Origin of the sequence: Pseudoalteromonas sp. B131b (assembly GCF_037162545.1) — a bacterium.
Lineage (GTDB): Bacteria > Pseudomonadota > Gammaproteobacteria > Enterobacterales > Alteromonadaceae > Pseudoalteromonas > Pseudoalteromonas fuliginea.
This window is the reverse complement of sequence record NZ_JARLUZ010000001.1, coordinates 2,670,494-2,691,051: the sequence shown is the minus strand read 5'-3', so window position 1 is coordinate 2,691,051 and position 20,558 is coordinate 2,670,494. Positions and strand designations below refer to the sequence as shown.

Genomic DNA, 20,558 nt, shown 5'->3' with positions numbered 1-20,558 from the left:
GATTAAAAAGTTAGGTAAAGTAGCTATAAAAAAGCCCTTGTAAAATAAATCACAAGGGCTTCTACACACAATTTTTATTATAGCTTGTAGCTAAAGCCTAACAAGTAAGTGCGACCGTAATCTTGGTAGTCACGTACTTGTAAATTGTTATCACCCGAAAGCGAAGTAAATGGCTCTGCGGTTAAGTTTTGAATTTGGAATGTAACAGATAACCCTTCCAGACCTTGTAAGCCAGATTCAGCAAAATCATATCCAGTTTGAATATCCCAAATTGTTTCGCCTTTAATATCTACTTGCGTAGCCGCAAGTCCTAAGCCGTTAACATTACCTTTAAAGTCAGAGCGTTTACGCATACTTGTACGCGCTTGAAAGCCATTTCTTTCGTAATAAAAAGTTAAGCTATCGATCTTCTCTGATAAACCTGGCAGTTCATATTCATTCCCATTTTGATCTTCAATATCTTGCTCTACACCAGTATGGCTGGCAATTAAGCCAAAGCCTTCCAGTGATGAACTAAATATACTCAATGGTAAAGAAAGAGATAGCTCGTAACCCCAAAGGTCACCTCCGCCACCATTTACTTTGCCTGAGCCAGAACCTTGGCTATTTGCTGGTATTTCACCTGTTGATGGATTAGCGACACCAGTCATATCTATTGCGTAGTTACCGTCAAAAATCCAAGTAGAAATATCTTTATAGAAATACGCTGCTGCAAAATAACCTTCTTCATGAAAATAGTTTTCATAGCTTAAATCAAAACCAGTGGCTTCTTTAGGCTCAAGCTGCGGATTACCACCAGATACACTCCAGTTATTACCGTTAGAGTCTTGAGTTGGGCTATATGTTGCATTTACAGAAGCGTTCATTTCATCTAAACGAGCACGTGAAATAGTTTTAGCTGCACCAAAACGAACCGTTTGTTCTTCATCTATTGCAAATGATAAGTTTAAGCTAGGTAATACATGCGAGTAATCATGGCTAATGTCTGTTGGAGATACAACAACTAAACCGTTTTCGGTCGTCGCAGCAGAACCTTGTGAGGATTGTTCCGTTTTAACATAACGCACACCAACGTTACCTGAAACAGGAATTGAACCTAGTTCAGTATTAATATCTGCTTGCAAAAATAAAGCTGTAACTTGTTCTTGTACTGTCCAAGACTGCGTTTTATGTTTTTGATCTGTTAAGCTCTCTTGTAGGAGATTGTAGTAACCGTCATTAACCAGACCATTAGTGTCATAAGCAATCATATTACCCATACCAATAAAGTCTAAACTTGCAGTGCCCAAACGGTATTTTTCAGGTACTGAGACCATTCCTGGGTTATCAAGTGAAAAATCTTTCAAAGTCATAAAATAACCTTCTGACTTTTTAGTTTTTTCACGGTCACGGTACGAAATACCAAATTTAATAGCGCTTATGTAGTCATTTTCAAGCACTTTGCTAGCAGCTAACTTTAATGTTTGAAGCTCATCATTAATTTCTGGTGCGTTGATGAAGCCATCTTGTGCTGTATTTTGGTAAGGCGTATCATTTAGGCCGTATTTATCATTTAACGCAGAGCTTGCGCCCCAAGATAACGGTCCACCTAGTTGAATTAAGTTATAGTCACTGTAATCAAGTTCATGGGTAAATTGCGCGCCCGTGTTGCCACCATTAAAGGTATAACCTAAGTTATCAGCAACACCATTACTGTCTCCGCGACCAGTTCCTGAGTAGCTTTCTATACTCCAAAGCTGACGTTCTACTTCAGATACACTTGCATCAAACTCTACAGACCATGCATCATTAATATCGTATTTTGTATTAAAACCGAATTGCTTTAGTTCAGCATTACGTTCTTCATAATCATTTCGAACAACAACACGCTGGCCTTGTTGCAGCTTAGCGCTAGTAATAAAACCAGAGTCTTCGTCTACAATAACACTGTTTGGATCTATACTACCTTGACCCCATGCAAATGGAATTTCAATACCGCGTAAAATTCTTTCGTCAGAAAAATCAACATATAATGCATCGAATGTCATATTCAAGCGATCATTCGGAGATGCTTCTATAACCAGCATTGCTGAGTCACGATCTAATGTAGATGAACGGACATAAGGTTTTGCACCACCTAAAATTGAATAATCTTTACCATTATTTGTGAATTCTGGATAACCCCACGAATTCCAACGCTTTTCTTGGTTTGGAGAACTCATTTTGTTATACGCGAATGCCACACCAATAGTGTCATCTGCAAATTGGTCAATATACGAAAAAGTACCGCGGAAACCTTGGTTATCGCCATCTGGGTTTAACTTGTCAAAGCTTGTTTTTTCAAGCTGACCATTAAACATAACAACACGTTCACCTTTACTTAAAGGCTTAACCGTTTGCATGTCAATGACACCAGCAATACCTTCGGCTTCAATACTGGCATTAGGTGTTTTATAAACAGTAACACCGCTCATTATTTCAGATGGGTAAAGATCAAACTCTACGCCTCGGTTGTCACCAATAGACACTTGCTCACGGCCATTAAAAGTGGTCGCACTTTCATCTTCACTGAAACCACGAACACTCACACGACTTGCTCGGCCATCTAAACGTTGTGCAGTTAAACCTGGTAAACGTGCAATAGACTCAGCAATAGACGAATCAGGTAGCTTACCTATATCTTCTGCAGAAATAGATTCTACAACCTGTGTAGAAAAGCGTTTAGTGTTTATAGATTCAATTAAGCTGCCACGAAAGCCTTTAACCTCGATAACCTCTACGTCATCTTTTTTTATTGTATTTTCTTGAGCAGCTAGTGTTGCAAAGCTTGATAAGCCTGCAGCTGTTAATGCCAAAGTTAATATACTTGGTTTGAACATAGACATAATGTTTCCCGTTACCCATATTGTGATACCCGCATTCATTGTTTGAGTGATAGTCAAACAGGCGAGCTAATTTTGTTGTCAGGATGAATATTAACGCCAGCTTTATTTTATTAACAACTTTATGCATACGTATTCAACCGTTACAGAAGGATTTAACATTAACATAAACTTGAAAAAATAAAGACCAACCAATTGATTTAATTACATATAAAAACAAATAATATCAATTGGAAAACATTGCTCGTTAAATTTACTCTATTAACAGTTAATAGCTCACTGACCTTGATGTAAACAAAGTGAAACTAATTAGTACCGCTATGAAAAATAAGAACTATCAAACATCAACCAAGTGTTGAATTGGTCAGACCATTAAAGGTGAAACATAAAATATATTTCCCTTATAGGACAAGCTATTAGGTTTAGTTCGAGTAAGAAAATAGCTAAATTATATAATTGGTAAACAAAAAAACACACAAATCGAACATTTTTAATGATGCCTAAGTACTTATTTTTAATAATTTAATTGTATTAATTTTAGTGCATACGTATGCAGGCTTTTTACAGTGTTCAAGGCTTCACGTATGCTTTTTCAAATAACGTGATTAATCTTAATCACAAATAAGAATAGTCTAAGTACTGTGTGGAATGACGGAGAAAAGCATGACCCAAAAGCAGTGGTATAAAGGTGCGGTTATTTATCAGGTTTATCCGCGTAGCTTTCAAGATAGCAACAACGATGGTATTGGTGATTTAAAAGGAATTATTAATCGTATTGATTACATTAAAAGCTTAGGCGTTGATGCTATTTGGATTTCACCTTTTTTCAAATCGCCAATGAAAGACTTTGGCTACGATATTAGTGACTACCGCGACATTGACCCGCTTTTTGGTGATTTAAATGATTTTGATGAGCTAATAAGCCAAGCCCATGATCGTGATATTAAAATAATTATTGATCAGGTATTAAGTCACACCTCTGATCAACATCAGTGGTTTTTAGATAGCCGCGATAATTTAATAAACGATAAAGCCGACTGGTATGTTTGGGCCGATGCAAAAGAAGATGGTACAGCGCCAAATAACTGGCTTTCTATTTTTGGTGGTGGGGCTTGGCAGTGGGAACCTCGTCGCGGGCAATACTACTTGCATAATTTTTTAACCGAACAACCGGATCTTAACTTTCATAATCCAGATGTAAGAAAAGCAGTGCTTGATAATGTAGAGTTTTGGCTTAAAAAAGGCGTTGATGGTTTTAGACTCGATGCTATTAATTTTTGTTATCACGATGCACGACTACGCGATAATCCAGCTAAACCAAAAGATAAGCGTCAAGGCCGTGGTTTTAGTGAAGATAATCCGTATGCGTTTCAGTACCATTATTACAACAATACTCAGCCAGAAAACATTGAGTTTATGCAAGATATTCGTGCATTACTTAATAAATACCCAGGTACTGTATCGCTTGGCGAAATCTCATCAGAAGATTCATTAGCTACAATGGCGCAGTACACCCAAGGTGGCGACAAACTGCACATGGGTTATAGCTTTGAGCTATTAACAAATGATTACTCAAGTGAATATATTAGAACTACGGTTCAAACCCTAGAACAACATATGCTTGAGGGCTGGCCATGCTGGGCATTTAGCAATCATGACGTAGAGCGCGTAGCAAGCCGCTGGAGCGAAAACGGCAAAATCAATTCTCAGCAATGTAAAATGTTAACCGCCCTACTTGCTTCTCTTCGCGGCAGCGTGTGTATGTACCAAGGTGAAGAATTAGGGTTAGGTGAAGCAAGTGTTGCCTTTGAAGACTTACAAGACCCGTATGGCATAACGTTTTGGCCTAACTTTAAAGGGCGTGATGGCTGTAGAACGCCAATGCCTTGGGAGCAAACTGGATCGCAGCACGCTGGGTTTAGTGAAGCCAAGCCTTGGCTCCCAGTAGATGATGTACACAAAAAACAATCAGTTGCGATGCAAACAAATGATAACAACTCAATTTTAAATGCCTACCGTGAATTTATGACCTGGCGAAAAAAGCAAACAGTTTTGCTTGAGGGTGATATTGAGTTTATTGAAACGCCTGAGCCTGTGCTTGCTTTTTATAGAACCCTTGGAACGCAAAGAATGCTTTGCATGTTTAATCTAAGCTTTCAACAAGCAAGTATTGATATGCCAACATCAATCGTTAAAGAATACACTGAGCTTAGCCACCACAGCGCAAAATTAAGCCAAGATACACTAACGCTTGAGCCTTACGCTTGCTTTTATGCAGAGTGTTAATGACATCAATAATTACACTTAATGTTACAGCTAAGCTCTAAACATAAAAAGCCCAAGTAAATTAATTGGGCTTTTTTGTACATTTAATTTTTCTAATGACTTTGGGTTTTACTGTTTAAGTAATCAGTTAGCGCAAATAGAACACCAGACATAACAAACGTAACATGAATAATCACCTTCCACAGTAATTCATCGTTTGGGTATGCACCTGAGTTAATAAATACTTTTAATAATTCAACAGCTGAAATAGCCACGATTGCGCTTATTAGTTTCATCTTTAGCCCTGAAAAACCGACTTTCCCCATCCAAGATGGTCTGTCTTCATGATTATCAATATCAAGCTTTGAAACAAAGTTTTCGTAACCGCTGAATGTAATGATTAGTAATAGCCCTGCTAATAGTGCGGTATCAACTAAGGTTAAAATGCCAACAAGTAATTCTTGATTAGTTGCTGAAAACGTCGCAATACCCATTAAATAAAGCTGTTTAAAAAATTTTATTAGTAACAATACAACTGCAAAGAGTAAACCAACAAAAAATGGGGCCAGAAGCCAACGTCCTTTAAAGATAAAAGATTCTAACGCATGCTCTAATTTATTCGCTTGGCGTGGCTTTTTTTGAGGTGTATGTGATGACATTTTTTGGTCTTTTAATTTAAAAAAGCGACCTTAGCTTATAACTCACAACAACACAATGATGTGAAAATACCGATAAATGAATTACTCATCTTCACGATAAAAATATTTCGTTATCTTTTATCTCAATTTCGTTTAAAAATCAGCATACCAACAGAATTGTTCTGTACTGGACACTATTGTTTTACGCTTCAACTTAAATAGCGTAATTCAGTCGTCACACCATTTTTTTAGGAATAAACGAATGAACAAAGCATTGCTAGCATTAATCGTAGCACCTTTATTTGCAGTATCTGCAACTTACGCAGTAGCAGACGATGCGACAAACGCCTCAGCCGAAACAATAAAAGAATACACAGAAATGTGTGTTAACTGGGCTAAAGATGACGACGTAAGTAATGAAGATCTAAATGCATACGTATTAAAGTGTGTAAATGATGAACTTGAATCAGAAGGATACAAGAAAATATCTTCTGTAAAAATTTAATAATATTCATACCAATCTGCTTGTATATGTGGTCTATTTAACGATAATAAAATCGCGCTAGAACTAGGCAAAAATTTTGTATCTATTTGTTATAAATAAAAATTTTTAACAACGTGTAGAGTGATTTAATTCGATAAATTGTTCAAATATTTATGCAGGTTGGTATTATATGTGCGGCTAACAAAGCCATTGCGAAGTACATATAAATAGATAAAAAAACCGGAATCGACACAAGCTGTGCGTTCCGGTTTTTTTATAGCTTTTAAAAGCGATGAATAAGCGATTATTTACTTACTTATTCAGCCTCTTTTTTTGCTTTTGGCTTAGCCTTTGCTTTAGCAGGGGCTTTTTTAGCCGCTGGTTTCTTTTTAGGTGCTGCTTTTTTCTTCGCTTCTTCTGTCCATTTACCCGCTTCATAATGAGCAGTCCAGCCGGTAGCTTTACCGTCAACTTCAGTCATAACATACTGAGATTTATTTTTACGGCTATAGCGTACAACAGCAAGATTACCATCAGGATCTTTAGCTGGTGCATCTGCTAAATAATAAAACTTAGGCGAAATGCGGTCTCTAAAGCGTTTTAACTCTTCTACCTTAGGTGCACGTGTTTCACGTGACTTAGGAAAAGTATTTGCGGCTAAAAATATACCCGCAGCGCCATCACGTAAAACAAAATACGCATCTGATTTTTCACATTCTAATTCAGTAATGTGAACAGGGTCTTCTTTTGGCGGCGCTGCTTCGCCATTTTTAAGTAGCTTACGAGTATTTTTACATTCCTCGTTATTACAGCCAAAGTACTTACCAAAGCGACCCGATTTAAGCTCCATGTCCGAACCACATTTATCACATTCGATAATTGGTCCATCATAGCCTTTAATTTTAAAGGTACCTTCCTCAACTACGTGGCCTTTACATGCGGGGTTATTACCACACACGTGCAATTTACGAGTTTCGTCAATTAGGTATGAGTCCATTGCTGTTTCACAAATTGGACAACGCTTCATTTGCATTAACTTTTCAGTTTCTACATCTTCAACATCTGCAGCTACAGCCTCATCACCCGATACCAAGTTCATCGTTGTAGTACAACGCTCTTTTGGTGGAAGGCTATAACCAGTACACCCTAAGAAAACACCGGTTGAGGCCGTGCGTATACCCATTTTTCTGCTACACGTAGGGCATTCAATATCTGTTTCAACCATCTCGTTAAGACGCATACCACCTTGTTCTGGCTCATCTTTGGCGACAGTTAGTTGCGTTGAAAAATCAGCATAGAATTTATCAAGTACTTCAGTCCAAACGCGCTCGCCTTCCGCGATATCATCTAGCCGACCTTCCATTTTAGCGGTAAAGTCAAAATTCATTAAATCTGTAAAGTTTTCAACTAAACGATCGGTAACAATTTCACCCATTTTTTCAGCGAAGAAACGGCGATTTTCAACACGTACATAACCACGGTCTTGAATCGTTGAAATAATAGATGCGTACGTAGAAGGACGACCTATACCTCGTTTTTCAAGCTCCTTAACCAAACTCGCTTCACTAAAACGCGCAGGCGGCTTGGTAAAATGTTGCTTAGGATCAAGTTCAACAAGAGTCAGTGTTTCACCTAATGTAACCGGTGGTAATGATTGATCTTCTTCATTCTTTTTGCGAATTGCAGGTTGTACTTTAGTCCAACCATCAAAGCGTAATACGCGACCCTTTGCTTTGAGCTGAAAATCGTTTGCTGCAACAGTCAAAGTAGTTAGATCATATTCTGCAGGCACCATTTGACACGCAACAAATTGACGCCAAATAAGCTCGTATAATTTTTTAGCATCAGCGTCAACGCCTTCAATGTGACCAGAAAGCACTGTTACACTTGATGGACGAATAGCCTCATGCGCTTCTTGTGCATTGCCTTTAGAACTGTAGTTAATCGGATCTTTTGGTAAATATTTTTCACCAAATTGCTCGGTTACATATTCACGACACATAGCAACTGCATCTTTTGACAGATTAGTTGAATCGGTACGCATATACGTAATGTAACCACCTTCATACAAACGCTGAGCAAGCATCATGGTTTTTTTAACGCCATAACCTAAACGTGTACTCGCCGCTTGTTGCATTGTTGAAGTAATTAAAGGCGCACTTGGACGACTCTTACTTGGTTTTTCTTCAACATTAACAACTTTATATTCGGCATTCTCAAGGCTTTTAACTGCTGCGCTAGCCTGAGCTTCATTTACTGGCTTAAATGGCTTGTCGTCTTGTTTGGTTACTTCTAAACGTAACTCTGACTCTGTGTTTTTAACATCAGCATGAATATCCCAAAACTCTTCTGGTATAAATGCCTTAATTTCACGTTCACGTTCAACCAATAAACGCACTGCAACTGACTGAACTCGACCTGCAGAAAGTCCGCGAGCGACTTTTGCCCACAGTAATGGCGACACCATAAAGCCTACAACGCGATCTAAGAAGCGTCGCGTTTGCTGAGCAAAAACCATATCGGTATTTAACTCACCCGGCGTTTCGAACGCTTGTTGAATAGCATTTTTAGTAATTTCGTTAAAAACTACGCGTTTATACTTTTCAGGCTCTCCACCAATGATTTCTTGAAGGTGCCAAGCAATCGCTTCCCCTTCTCTATCCAAATCCGTTGCGAGATATATTTGATCTGCATTTTCTGCCAGTTTTTGTAATTCTTGGACAACTTTTTCTTTACCCGGCAATATTTCGTAATGCGGTTCCCAGCCTTGTTCAGGGTCAATTCCCATACGTGCGACTAAGTTGGTATAATCTCGTTGTTTTTTATACGCTGCTTTTTCTTCAGGTGGCAATTTACGAACTTCTGCTGGCGTTTTAGTTGCCGGCACTTTAGCTTTGCTCGAACCCGAAGTAGGTAAATCTCGTACATGTCCAATACTAGACTTTACGATGAAATCATTACCTAAATATTTATTAATTGTTTTAGCCTTAGCAGGTGACTCTACAATTACTAGCGATTTGCCCATAGTTGCCTATTTCTAACCAAATATTAAAAATGTGTTTACCGCTCTAAGCGGCGCGAATATTTATAGGTATATCTACAAACACTAGTTGTTACAAGCTTTTAATACAAACTTTTCAGTATTTACTGAATAAACGAACAATTTCTGTTGCTAATTTAAACAAATAGGTGTTTTTAGAATAATTGTTGTGGAATATATAGAACACAAACAAAAATGCCAACCTAAAGGTTGGCATTTTTTTAAAACATCATAAAATTATAGCTTAGCGTCGTCAGTAACTGCAATTGAAGTTGACGAAATAAGACCCGATGTAGCTTCAACACTAATTGTTAAAAAACCATCAGTTATATCATTTCTTCCATCGGCTGGCTCTCTTGTTATACCAAAGGAAATACCTACAGGCACAAAACTTGTTGTATTAGGAAAGATATAACTGTTAGTGCCCGTTAGAATACCATTTTCAGAGGCGATACTTACCTCACTCCCAACGGGTAAAGGGTTATTATAGGCATCAGCTATGAACACGGTTAATCCAACACTATTAGTTCCTGTCGCTTCTGTTAAGTCTATTGAATCAACTCCACACATTAGCTGGCCTGTTGAACTACGCACTAAAGGCCCTGTAGGGTCACTATTTACACGCACCTCAGTCGCTGTTACGCCTGTAATAGCAGCACAATCATTGGCATAAGTTATTAACCTAAAGAAAGCAGCATCACCAGACATTACAATTTCTTGGTTTTGAAATACGTTAACCATTTGGCGGCTGCATATACCAGCAGTTTCGTCTTCTTGACGGCATAGTAAACCATTGTATAAACCGTTCTCTGTAGTCCAAGAACCATTACCATCAAAATCTACAAACTCTTCAAACTCATCGCCTGTTGAGTTATCACGTGAACAAGGATCCGTTCCATCGTTACAGTCTTTACCGCCAAAAGTGCCATCTTCATTGTTATCAATAAAAGCTTCTGGAATATCAAATAAATCATCAAAGAAGTCTGTCCTATCAAAGTAACCATTACCATTTAAGTCTGAAAAAGTCTCTTCACCAATAGCATATGCATGAACGGTTGCACGCCCCCTAATGGTAAATCTAATGTTAGATCATTATTTAAAATACCTAATGGACACGGTAATCCACTATCACATTTTTGAGCAATTGTATTTTCGTACATTGAATCGGTAAACGGGCGTGGATTACTACTTGTCCACATAACACTACAAACGCCATTCGTAGTCGTACAGCTTGGTTCGATAACACCACCTTCAGTAATAAAACTTACAGCAGTGCCATCTGGTACCGGGTTATTAAAATGATCGGCTAAGCGCGCATTAACAGATACTAAAGTCCCATCAACATTTAAACCATGCGTATTAAACTCTGAGCGAGATAGTGAAAAGCTATTTTGATCAGCAATCCCTGTGCTTATAACTAAAATATCCGAAGGCGCTGTTACAACCACAGTTTCGCCACCAACATCATCTTTACTTGAAGCAATAACACGCACAGGAGTCGCAACTGCACCAGACTGAACTGTAGTCTGTATCTCACCAGCACTATTGGTGATAGCCGAAGCGGTACTAAGCGTAATTCCACCTACTGAAGTGGATAATGTAAAGTCGACAGTTCTAGAAGCTAGTGCATTACCGTTAGAATCAATTAGTTTAAATCTAACTTCTGAAATTTCACTTCTGTTAGCTCCACCTGTACCTTTTAATGAAATAACAGGTTGTGTTACTTCAATAAATTGGATGAAGCCAATATCAGCTGGAGATACATTAATCGTTGCCGTACCTGATACAGTATCACCTCCAGTAACAACTGTTGCAGTAATAATATCGCCGCCAACACACGTTAAAGGTCGGTAAGTTGAACGGGCGAAACCACCAATGCTGGTAACAGCTTCATCCATTACAGCTAAACCACTTGCAACACAGCCTGATGAAAATTCTACATTTAATGGGGTTGTATAGGCTTCACCATCTTTAGTAATTTCAATAGAAATTAGTGCTGTAGCACCTGCGGCTAGAAATTCATCATCAGCTAAAGAGCTTGTTATAGTAATATCAATATCTACAGCAGCTATCTGAAATGCTTTGGTAATGCTGCTCCCTAATACTGAAACAGTTATTTCTCCAGCCCCTACATCTCTGCCGGGGATAATATCAAGTATTGCAACACCATTTACATCGGTGATTGCGGTGCCCGTTGTAGGTGAAATAGAGCCAATCGTTGTTGTTGCCGTAACGAGAGTTTGAGTTAGTGGTATGGTTGAATCTTTTTTATTAACTTTAATATAAAGGATGCCGATTGAATCACCAGAAATACCGGCAGTCTCTTCACATAAACTCACATCCTTCGTCGTTTTGAAGTCAGGTGGGCAGTTTTGGAATATTGTAAATGCTATATCGGCACTGCTTTGATTTGGATCAATCGCATCCCCACTGGTATAAAAGCCCAATGTAGATTCAACCGCTTCAAACTGTGCGGTAACAATACCAGCCCCTTCAATTGTTCCTGATGTCAAATTAAGCGTAGCTATACCCTTTGAGTCAGTCAGTGCAGTCCCTGAACTGGGCAATAAACTACCAAGCGATGAGTTAAAGGTAACAACTTCTCCAACCGCCGGTTGACTATCAGAATCTAGAACAAGCGCCTTAATTAAACCACTTTCACTTGCACTAATCTGGCTCGTTTGTGCCAGCGTTGTCGCCGAAAGTAAGCTTAAATCAATCGTAAAATCTTCCGACAATCCCAGTACAGGAGCGTCGCCTGCTGTAGTGTAAGTATAAGCATTAGAGTTTATATTACTGCCATCTTCAGTAATATAAGTAGCTGAAACAGTTCCTGCACCAGCTTCAGTGCCAGCAAGTATATCTATTTTAGCAATGCCTTCATTATTGGTCATTGCTGTTCCATTAGACGGATTTATTGTTCCAAAGCCTGATAGATTAAATTGTATTAGCTGAAAAGCAGCTGGTTCACCGTCTAATAGAAGTATTGCTTGTGCAATTGCGGGCGTTAAAAAATCTACATTTCTGGCCTCTCCCCCATTTAATGTTTGTAAATTAACGGCCAGCTCTACTTTAGGTATAACTTCAGTTTGAGTTTGAAAATCAAAAACGTCTGTATACGATGCGCCATCAATAGTATACGTCGCAGTAACTTCTCCCGCGCCTGTAATTGTTCCCGCAGAAAGTTCAACAGTGGCAATACCGTCACTTTGGGTTAATGCCGACTCTGGAGTAAGTTCACCCACACCATCAGCTAAACTGAACGTTATGCGTCTACCTGCAACTGGGGTATCATTTTGTTTAAGTGTTACACGTAAATCTATTGGCGCGTCAGCAGTTACTGCATTTGATTCAGAGTCACTAGTTTGAGAATACCCTTGAAGGGTTAATGTATAAACAGTTGTGTCGGTATCAGTATCACCACCCACTGTGCCATCTTTTTCAAGCGTCCCACCTCCGCCACAAGCCATGAGTAAAAAGCTAAGTAACATAATACTGAGCAATCGCGTTAAAGGCATTGACCTCTCCCTAGTGTTGTTATTATTAACTAAACGTTATTTACCTAATATTAACCTATAACCTAGTTTAAAATCACAGTTTTTTATTACTTTTTTGTATAAAATAATTTTCAATAAATACTAACTTTTTCTGTATAAATATTTATAGGCTGGTAGTCTATGACAAAATTTATTAAAAGTAGATTAGGGTATATGTCAAAAATCCGTTCAATGAGTTTAACCACTCGCATCATGATAGGTATGGGGTTAGGGGTTGTAGTAGGCTTTATATTTCAGGCTATTTTAGCTGGTGAAGACGATTATCTAATACCACTTGGGTTATTCTCTTTGCCAATTAAAGCATTTTTTGTCGATGGCCTTTTTCATGTGGGTGGGCAAATATTCATCGCTAGCTTAAAAATGTTAGTTGTTCCGCTCGTTTTTGTTTCACTTGTCTGTGGAACCTGCAGCCTTAGCGATCCAAAAAACTGGGACGCTTAGGTGGCAAATCTATTAGTTTATATTTACTAACTACAGCTATAGCTATTACAGTAGCAATCTCCCTAGCCTTATTATTTAATCCTGGGGAAGGAATTGGCTTACCTTCTCAAGCGAGTTACGATGCAAAAGAAGCACCTACTCTAGCTAGAGTTATTATAGACATGTTCCCAACAAATCCATTTGAAGCAATGGCTAAAGGCAACATGCTACAAGTCATTGTATTTGCATTACTATTTGGTATTGCTATGGCACTAAGTGGTAAAGCAGGCAAACGCGTTGCTGATGTATTTGAAGACTTAAACACAGTTATTTTAAAATTAGTTACTTTATTAATGAACATCGCACCATATGGCGTGTTCTTTTTAATGGCAAAGCTGTTCACTACAATAGAGCTCAATTTAATTGTGAGCCTAGCTAAATATTTTGGCGTTGTTGTTTTGGCCCTGCTATTACATGCGCTTGTAAATTACACATTACTATTAAAAATACTAACGGGCTTAAACCCACGTATTTTCTTAGCTAAAATGAAGCACACCTGTTTATTTGCATTTAGTACATCAAGCTCTAGCGCAACCATGCCTATTACACTTGAAACTGCGACTAAAAAGTTAGGTGCAAGCAACTCAGTTGCCTCATTTACTATCCCCCTAGGTGCAACCATTAATATGGATGGTACAGCGATTATGCAAGGCGTCGCAACCGTATTTATTGCACAAGTGTTTAGTGTTGATTTAACGATTTCTGACTATTTAATGGTCATATTAACAGCTACGCTCGCATCTGTAGGCACAGCCGGTGTTCCTGGTGTTGGCTTAATAATGTTGGCAATGGTACTTAACCAAGTTGGCTTACCTGTAGAGGGGATTGCTATTATAATTGGCGTAGATAGATTGCTAGATATGACCCGTACTGCGGTAAATGTTACTGGTGACTGTATGGTTACCTGTGTTGTTGCCAAGTCTGAAGGTGAACTTGATGAAAGCGTATTCAATGACCCTAACGCAGCTAAAGATTTAGAAGATTATCATAAGTCTATTGATTCATAATCTATGACTATTGAGTTATAAAAAACCTTGATGTTTTGCATCAAGGTTTTTTTCGAGTAAAAATAATTAGCTTGTTCTCAGGTTAAAAATTCTAATCTAAGGATTTAGGGACTTAAATTTAGAAAGTAAGTTTATCCCGACTTTATTTACGCCACTACTCAAGCCAAGCGCGAGCTTATCGCTCAGTCCTTTTTTGACTTTATATTTAATTTTATAGATTTGGCGTTCATGTTGTTGCTCTAATAAAGCATCATCACTTGTTTTTATAACATCTACCAAGCCTTTTTCAATAGCTTGAGTTGCAAACCAATGCTCGCCTGTCGCAACTAGATTTATATCTAAACTTGGGCGTTGTGTACTCACAAATGTTTTAAATAAGTCGTGAGTTTGTTCAATTTCTTCACGAAATTTTTCACGGGCCTTATCTGTGTTTTCACCAAATAAAGTAAGCGTACGCTTAAACTCACCAGCAGTTATTTGTTCAAATTCAACATCATTTTTCTTCAATATTTTATTAAAGTTAGGAATTTGAGCAATCACCCCAATAGAGCCAACAATTGCAAATGGTGCAGCGAGTATTTCATCGGCAACACATGCCATCATGTACCCCCCACTGGCAGCCACTTTATCAATTGAGACACTCAAGGGTATGCCAGCATTTTTAATACGCTGTAGTTGCGAAGCAGCAAGTCCGTAGCCATGTACGACCCCGCCACCACTTTCTAAACGAATAAGGACCTTGTCTTTACTAGGCTCAGCAATAGAGATAATGGCTGTTATTTCTTCTCGTAAGCTTTCCACCTCGTGTGCATCCATACTGCCCACAAAGTCAATTACATATAAACGAGGTTTAGCTTCGTCTTTATCTGCTTTTTTACTTTGCGTTTTTAACTCCTTTTGATGCGCCTTTAGCTCTTTTTTACCGAGCGTATTTTGCAAAAAACTTTCTTTAAGTTCTACTAATTGTTCTGATATATCATCTATTTGTATTTCACCTTTTTTAGCTTTTGGCTTAACTGCAGCGCCAACTATTAACATTAAAATAACTGCTATAGCGATAACAAAAGTAACTGTTTTAGCAAAAAACAAACCGTACTCGTATAAAAATTCCAACTGGTTTCTCCATTTATAAATTTCAGCTAATTTAACATGCTTTAAAACAAAAAAAGCCACTTTTCAGTGGCTTTTAAAGGTTAATTATTTTACTGGTTATTAATCAGTCACAACCTCAGGGTTGGAAACTAATAACATACGTCCACGTGCAGCTAAATAAGTAGCTACTTGCAGCTGCATTTCTGCATTAGCAGCAGCACTGCCTTCAACAGTTGAAGCCTGTGCAGCATCTTGAGCTGGCGTTAATATAGAACCATGATGCCCTTTAGTAAATTTAACTAAATAGCTCGAAGGTGTTTCACTTAATGCTTGCGAAGTACTTACTGTTTCAAGACCCATCAAGTTAGCTAATGGAATTGTGCCAGAAATAGGATTATTAGCTGCCATTGGCGGTATCACTTGGTCGGGCTTGTTATCAACACCATCACCCACAACAACATTAGTATAAACAGGAGTACCTAATGCTTTCACCGTGGCAGCGTAGTTAGTTGGATCACCACTATCAAGTGCTGTTTGTGCCGCAAATGCAAACTGTGTAAATACACCTTGAATGTTAGTAAGTTTAGTCGTTTCACCCGCAGTAGTAAGTGATGCAACATATTCATTGTAACCACATGTCAAGTAAGCTTCCATGTCTGGTACTAATGAGCCACAGTTAGAAAGCGCAGCGCCTTGTAGGTAGACATTAAGTTCATCAGCTTCGGTTGTACCAGCTTGTGAAAGTACTGAACCTTGAATAAATGGACCAAACGCAGCAGATTCAAGTAAGAAGCTTGCTATGCCACCGCCGCCACTTGCAAGTGCTACTGTATTTACATTAAACAGTGGGTCAACAGTAGGTGCCATTGGGCTATTAGCTTGAGCAATAAATGCCGGGGCTACAATAGACCCTAACGAATGCCCGATGTAGGTAACATCTTTGCTATTGATAGTCGTATCGTTAATGAAGTTTAAACCCAAGCGTAAGCCTAATAAATCAGCCGCTGATTGACGTAGGCTATCTCGCGCAACAAGTAATGAACTCAAGTCCATATAACTAAGTACCGAACCTGTTGTTGCATTAAAGTCATCACTGCCATCACCATCAACATCGATACCGCGTTCACCATGTCTTGGGTGGTCAATTGCTACAGTTGCAAAACCTTGAATAGAAAGTTGGGCAGTTAACGCTAGCATACTTTCTTTTTGCGTAGTAATACCATGTTGCATAATTACAACAGGCCAGCCATTTTCTGGCATTTCAATAGCCGGTAATTGTAGTTGCGCACGAACACCGTTAATAATTGGTAAAATAGGTTTTGTTAGTTGTACTGGCACATTCGCCATGCTTTGTACTTTTGGAATGGTATTATATTTAGTTAAATGACGCGTGCTGTCTAAACCTAAATCTCGAAGCTGTCCACTACTCAATGCAAAACATAACCCGTCATTCTCACTAATAGGTTCTGCAGGAAAAGCATCACCTGCAACAGCTTTATAACCAAGTATTGCTACTGCATTATCACACATACCTTGCCAATATGTATCGTTTAAATCACTTATCTCAGTGCCTGTTGGAGTCCCTAGGTACATAGGAAGCATAATGCTACCCTTTTGATATTGAACACCAGAAAAAGCAGGCGATACTTCAACACCTTGTGAAGCAAATACTTGTTGTACATTTACCATTGGTTGTTCTGGTACTTGCACAGCAGGTGTTGCCATACTTGGCTGTTGCAAGCTCACTGCTAACAACTGCTTGATAGTACCCAGCACAGGCCCTGCTGATTGAATAGTCATCGCACCTGAGAAAATAATGTCGTCTTTCGTAATATTTCCAGAACTAACAACTACATTTTCGTAGCTATTAACTGCGCCCTGCAAACCAAGTTGGGCTGCTGTAATTAATGGCGCTTCTTGTTTAACCAACCCATAAGTTGAAGATGGCTCAATAGAGCGACCCAATGAGTCTTTAAGCCCTGTTGTTAATACATTAATGTATGAACTACCAGCTTTAAATGGTTTTAGAGGAACAATTGCAACAGCATTACCTGAAGCTTGAGTAACAAAGTCAACACCAAAGGTAAGTTCGCCCACTAATTTACAAGCAGTACCTGCAGCTACTACCGAACATTCTTCATCCGTTAAGCTTGCACCCATTATTACTTCAAAAATTCTAACCGTACCAGGAGCCCCAGCAGACGCTTCATCTAAACTCACACTCGGTGGGAATGTTAAATCAATTTTATAAGGAACCTGCGAAGACCAACCATCAAGTGCGCCTAGAGCCAATTGTGGGTTGGCATAAGCTGTGCGTGGAATAGACACGTTATCATCATCTAATTCACCAGGAATGTTTAATGTACCGTCTTGGGTACCACTCATTAACAAATCGTTTGGGACAGATATAACTCCATTAGCAGGGTCAAAACTTACTGTTGCCGTTGGAATTACTGGGGCTGTGTCGTTTTTAACATCTTTTAACGTTTCTCCACCGCCACAACCTGCTAAAGCAGCTGTAACCGAGAGTGAAAGTAGCATTTTTTTCATATTGTTGGCTCCGCACATATTTTATTTTTATAGTGTGTTTAATCAGTGTATTAAGTTAAAACAATGTAATCAGGTTATTAATGAGACATTAGACCAGTTAAACTTAACGTAAAGTTTCTATTTTCGCCACCTAATTTTGCAATAAATTCGATTACTTCACGTTTTGCTATGTTAAAATTAAAAAAATCATACAATTTGGTACTTTTATGCACACTTATCAAGCAGCTGAAAACGCACTCAAAGATAAAGTTATTTTAATAACAGGCGCCGGCGATGGCATTGGTCGAGTAGCAGCCATTACATATGCAAAGTATGGTGCTACGGTTATTTTATTAGGTAAAACAACTAATAAACTTGAATGTGTTTACGATGAAATTGTTAATGCAGGTTATCCTAAACCTGCAATTGTGCCTATGGATTTAAAAGGCGCAACGAAGCAAAACTACCGCGACCTTGCCGCAACGATTGAATATCAGTTTGGCCGCCTAGATGGGCTTCTTAATAATGCCGGTATTTTAGGCTCGCTTGGCCCACTTGAGCATTTTTGCTCATCTACGTTCGAAAACATAATGAAAGTAAACGTGACTGCACAAGCGATGCTCACTAAAGCCTTGTTTCCGGTTCTTCGTAAATCTGATAATGCATCAATCGTATTCACATCATCAGGTGTTGGTCGCAAAGGCCGTGAATTTTGGGGACCTTATGCCATTTCGAAATTTGCAGTAGAAGGCATGATGCAAACATGGGCATGTGAAGTAGGTAAAACAAACATTCGTGTAAACTGTATTAACCCAGGTGCTACGCGCACTTCAATGCGAGCGGCTGCATATCCAGGTGAAGATAGAGACGCGCTTGCTACACCAGAGGATTTAATGCCTACCTATTTATATCTAATGAGTGACGATTCTAGTGAAGTGAATGGCGAATCGTTAGATGCTCAGGTAAAAAAATAACCCAGCCTAAGTCCTGTGTTATTTAAAAGCACATTAAAAAAGCCGCAATTAGCGGCTTTTTTGTGTTAAATAAATAACTAATTGACTATTTACGTTTAGTCGGCTTAACACGTTGATTGTGTTTTTTAACTGCTTTGCGGATCTGGTTGATTTTAGCGCGTTTATCTTTGCGCTTTTCTGGCATAACAGAAAGCTTAGTCTGCGTCTCGCGACCTAATTTAACGGTTTTACGTAAATAGTTTACCGTTTCTAGATCATACTCCATCCAACCACCTTGCGGTACGCGCTTATCTAGCTCCAATTTACCGTAACGAATACGAATAAGACGAGATACTTCCGCATCTTGAGATTGCCATAAACGGCGGACTTCGCGGTTACGCCCTTCATTTAACGTTACGTTAAACCATCGGTTAACACCTTCGCCACCCATTGGGGTTACAGTCGTGAATTTGGCTGGGCCATCTTCAAGCTCAACACCACGTAGTAGGTTTTTAACCGTTTCGTTGGTTACTTCACCAAATACACGTGCAGAGTATTCACGTTCTACTTCATAACTTGGGTGCATTAAACGGTTTGCTAACTCACCATCATTAGTAAACAGCATCAAACCTGATGTATTAACGTCTAAGCGGCCTACTGCAATCCAACGATCGCCATCAATACGAGGAAGTCGGTCAAATACAGTACGACGCCCTTCTGGATCTTTACGTGTACTTAGCTCACCTTCTGGTTTGTTATACATAATTACACGACAAATTCTATCTGCTTTTTCTTCAATTTTTACAGTGTGTCCGTCAACACGAATTAAGTCTGTTTCCTCAACACGGTCGCCTAACTTTGCCACTTTACCGTTTACACTAACGCGGTTTGCATCAATGTATTTTTCCATTTCACGGCGCGAGCCTACGCCTGCACGGGCTAGGACTTTTTGTAACTTTTCACCTTGTATACTCATTCGGATGGTTCTCTCACAGAAGGATCACTTAATAACTGGTTAATTTTACTTTGCTGCTCTGTTGGCAGCGCCGGTAAATTATCTAAACCTGTTAACGAAAAATAATCTAAAAATTGTTTAGTAGTTGCATATAAAGCCGGTTTACCCGGAACCTCTTTATGCCCTACCACTTTAACCCACTCTCTTTCGAGTAGGGTTTTTATAATATTCGAACCCGTAGTAACTCCCCTTACTTGCTCAATTTCGCCACGTGTAATGGGCTGCCTGTATGCAATAAGCGATAATGTTTCCAGTAAAGCACGTGAATACTTAGGCGCACGTTCTTGCCACAAATTATTTAACCAAGGGCTTAAACTGCTACATGCCTGAAAGCGATAACCACTGCCAACTTCGACTAGACGAATACCACGAGTTTGAAAATGTTCTTGTATAGTATCTATTGCGCCGTTTATTCGCGCCATAGAAATAGCTAAATCTATTAATACTACGTCTTTAAGGTGGCGCTTACTAACAGGCTTATCTGCAACAAAAATAGCTGCTTCAATGATCTCAACTAGTTGTTCATCACTAATTCGCCGACCCGCCATACACACTCTTAACAAATAAAAATACACAGCCATCTATTATGACAGAACAACACCAAACTAGGAAAATATATCTACTAAATAACTAGATT

At 38.8% G+C, this 20,558-nt stretch carries 10 protein-coding genes and 2 pseudogenes; 4 read left to right on the top strand and 8 right to left on the bottom strand.

Annotation, left to right across the window (positions count from 1 at the left end; translation table 11 throughout):
- Window positions 1-77: 77 nt before the first annotated feature.
- Complete coding sequence (locus tag P4S65_RS12490) at window positions 78-2,864, bottom strand: TonB-dependent receptor (RefSeq protein WP_337120271.1); 2,787 nt, start codon at window positions 2,862-2,864, stop codon at window positions 78-80.
- 660 nt (window positions 2,865-3,524) lie between these two features.
- On the opposite strand from P4S65_RS12490, the gene P4S65_RS12485 reads away from it, so the two are divergent.
- Window positions 3,525-5,147, top strand: coding sequence for an alpha-glucosidase family protein (locus P4S65_RS12485; RefSeq protein ID WP_337120270.1), 1,623 nt, complete (start codon window positions 3,525-3,527; stop codon window positions 5,145-5,147).
- Window positions 5,148-5,239: 92 nt separating this feature from the next.
- Here the strand turns inward: P4S65_RS12485 and P4S65_RS12480 are convergent, their stop codons facing one another.
- Window positions 5,240-5,785, bottom strand: a complete 546-nt coding sequence (locus P4S65_RS12480; RefSeq protein ID WP_007375378.1) for a TIGR00645 family protein — start codon at window positions 5,783-5,785, stop codon at window positions 5,240-5,242.
- A gap of 241 nt (window positions 5,786-6,026) precedes the next feature.
- Here P4S65_RS12480 and P4S65_RS12475 point away from each other — a divergent pair, with 241 nt between their 5' ends.
- The gene (locus tag P4S65_RS12475; protein WP_007375379.1) at window positions 6,027-6,269 is read left to right on the top strand and encodes a hypothetical protein; all 243 of its coding nucleotides are present in this window, start codon (window positions 6,027-6,029) and stop codon (window positions 6,267-6,269) included.
- A gap of 295 nt (window positions 6,270-6,564) precedes the next feature.
- Here the strand turns inward: P4S65_RS12475 and topA are convergent, their stop codons facing one another.
- Window positions 6,565-9,273: a type I DNA topoisomerase gene (topA, locus tag P4S65_RS12470; RefSeq protein WP_008134073.1), complete on the bottom strand. Its 2,709-nt coding sequence runs from the start codon at window positions 9,271-9,273 to the stop codon at window positions 6,565-6,567.
- A gap of 252 nt (window positions 9,274-9,525) precedes the next feature.
- Window positions 9,526-12,806 (bottom strand): annotated as a pseudogene (locus P4S65_RS12460) (Ig domain-containing protein).
- A 192-nt stretch (window positions 12,807-12,998) separates the two neighbouring features.
- Between P4S65_RS12460 and P4S65_RS12455 the strand changes: the two are divergent.
- Window positions 12,999-14,332: pseudogene (locus P4S65_RS12455) on the top strand (dicarboxylate/amino acid:cation symporter).
- Between the two features lie 96 nt (window positions 14,333-14,428).
- On the opposite strand, the gene sohB reads toward P4S65_RS12455, so the two are convergent.
- Window positions 14,429-15,445 carry a protease SohB gene (gene sohB, locus P4S65_RS12450; RefSeq protein WP_033039337.1) on the bottom strand — a complete coding sequence of 339 codons (1,017 nt, stop codon included), beginning with the start codon at window positions 15,443-15,445 and terminating at the stop codon, window positions 14,429-14,431.
- A gap of 99 nt (window positions 15,446-15,544) precedes the next feature.
- Window positions 15,545-17,974, bottom strand: coding sequence for a VolA/Pla-1 family phospholipase (locus P4S65_RS12445; RefSeq protein WP_096792958.1), 2,430 nt, complete (start codon window positions 17,972-17,974; stop codon window positions 15,545-15,547).
- A gap of 206 nt (window positions 17,975-18,180) precedes the next feature.
- Here P4S65_RS12445 and P4S65_RS12440 point away from each other — a divergent pair, with 206 nt between their 5' ends.
- On the top strand, window positions 18,181-18,927 hold the full coding sequence (locus P4S65_RS12440; RefSeq protein ID WP_337120267.1) for a YciK family oxidoreductase: 747 nt from the start codon (window positions 18,181-18,183) through the stop codon (window positions 18,925-18,927).
- Between the two features lie 85 nt (window positions 18,928-19,012).
- Here P4S65_RS12440 and rluB read toward each other — a convergent pair whose 3' ends face one another.
- On the bottom strand, window positions 19,013-19,882 hold the full coding sequence (rluB, locus tag P4S65_RS12435; protein ID WP_002959716.1) for a 23S rRNA pseudouridine(2605) synthase RluB: 870 nt from the start codon (window positions 19,880-19,882) through the stop codon (window positions 19,013-19,015).
- A complete protein-coding gene (scpB, locus tag P4S65_RS12430) occupies window positions 19,879-20,469 on the bottom strand; it encodes an SMC-Scp complex subunit ScpB (protein ID WP_337120266.1) in 591 nt (196 codons plus the stop codon). Before scpB ends, rluB begins: the two co-directional genes overlap by 4 nt.
- Window positions 20,470-20,558 lie beyond the last annotated feature (89 nt).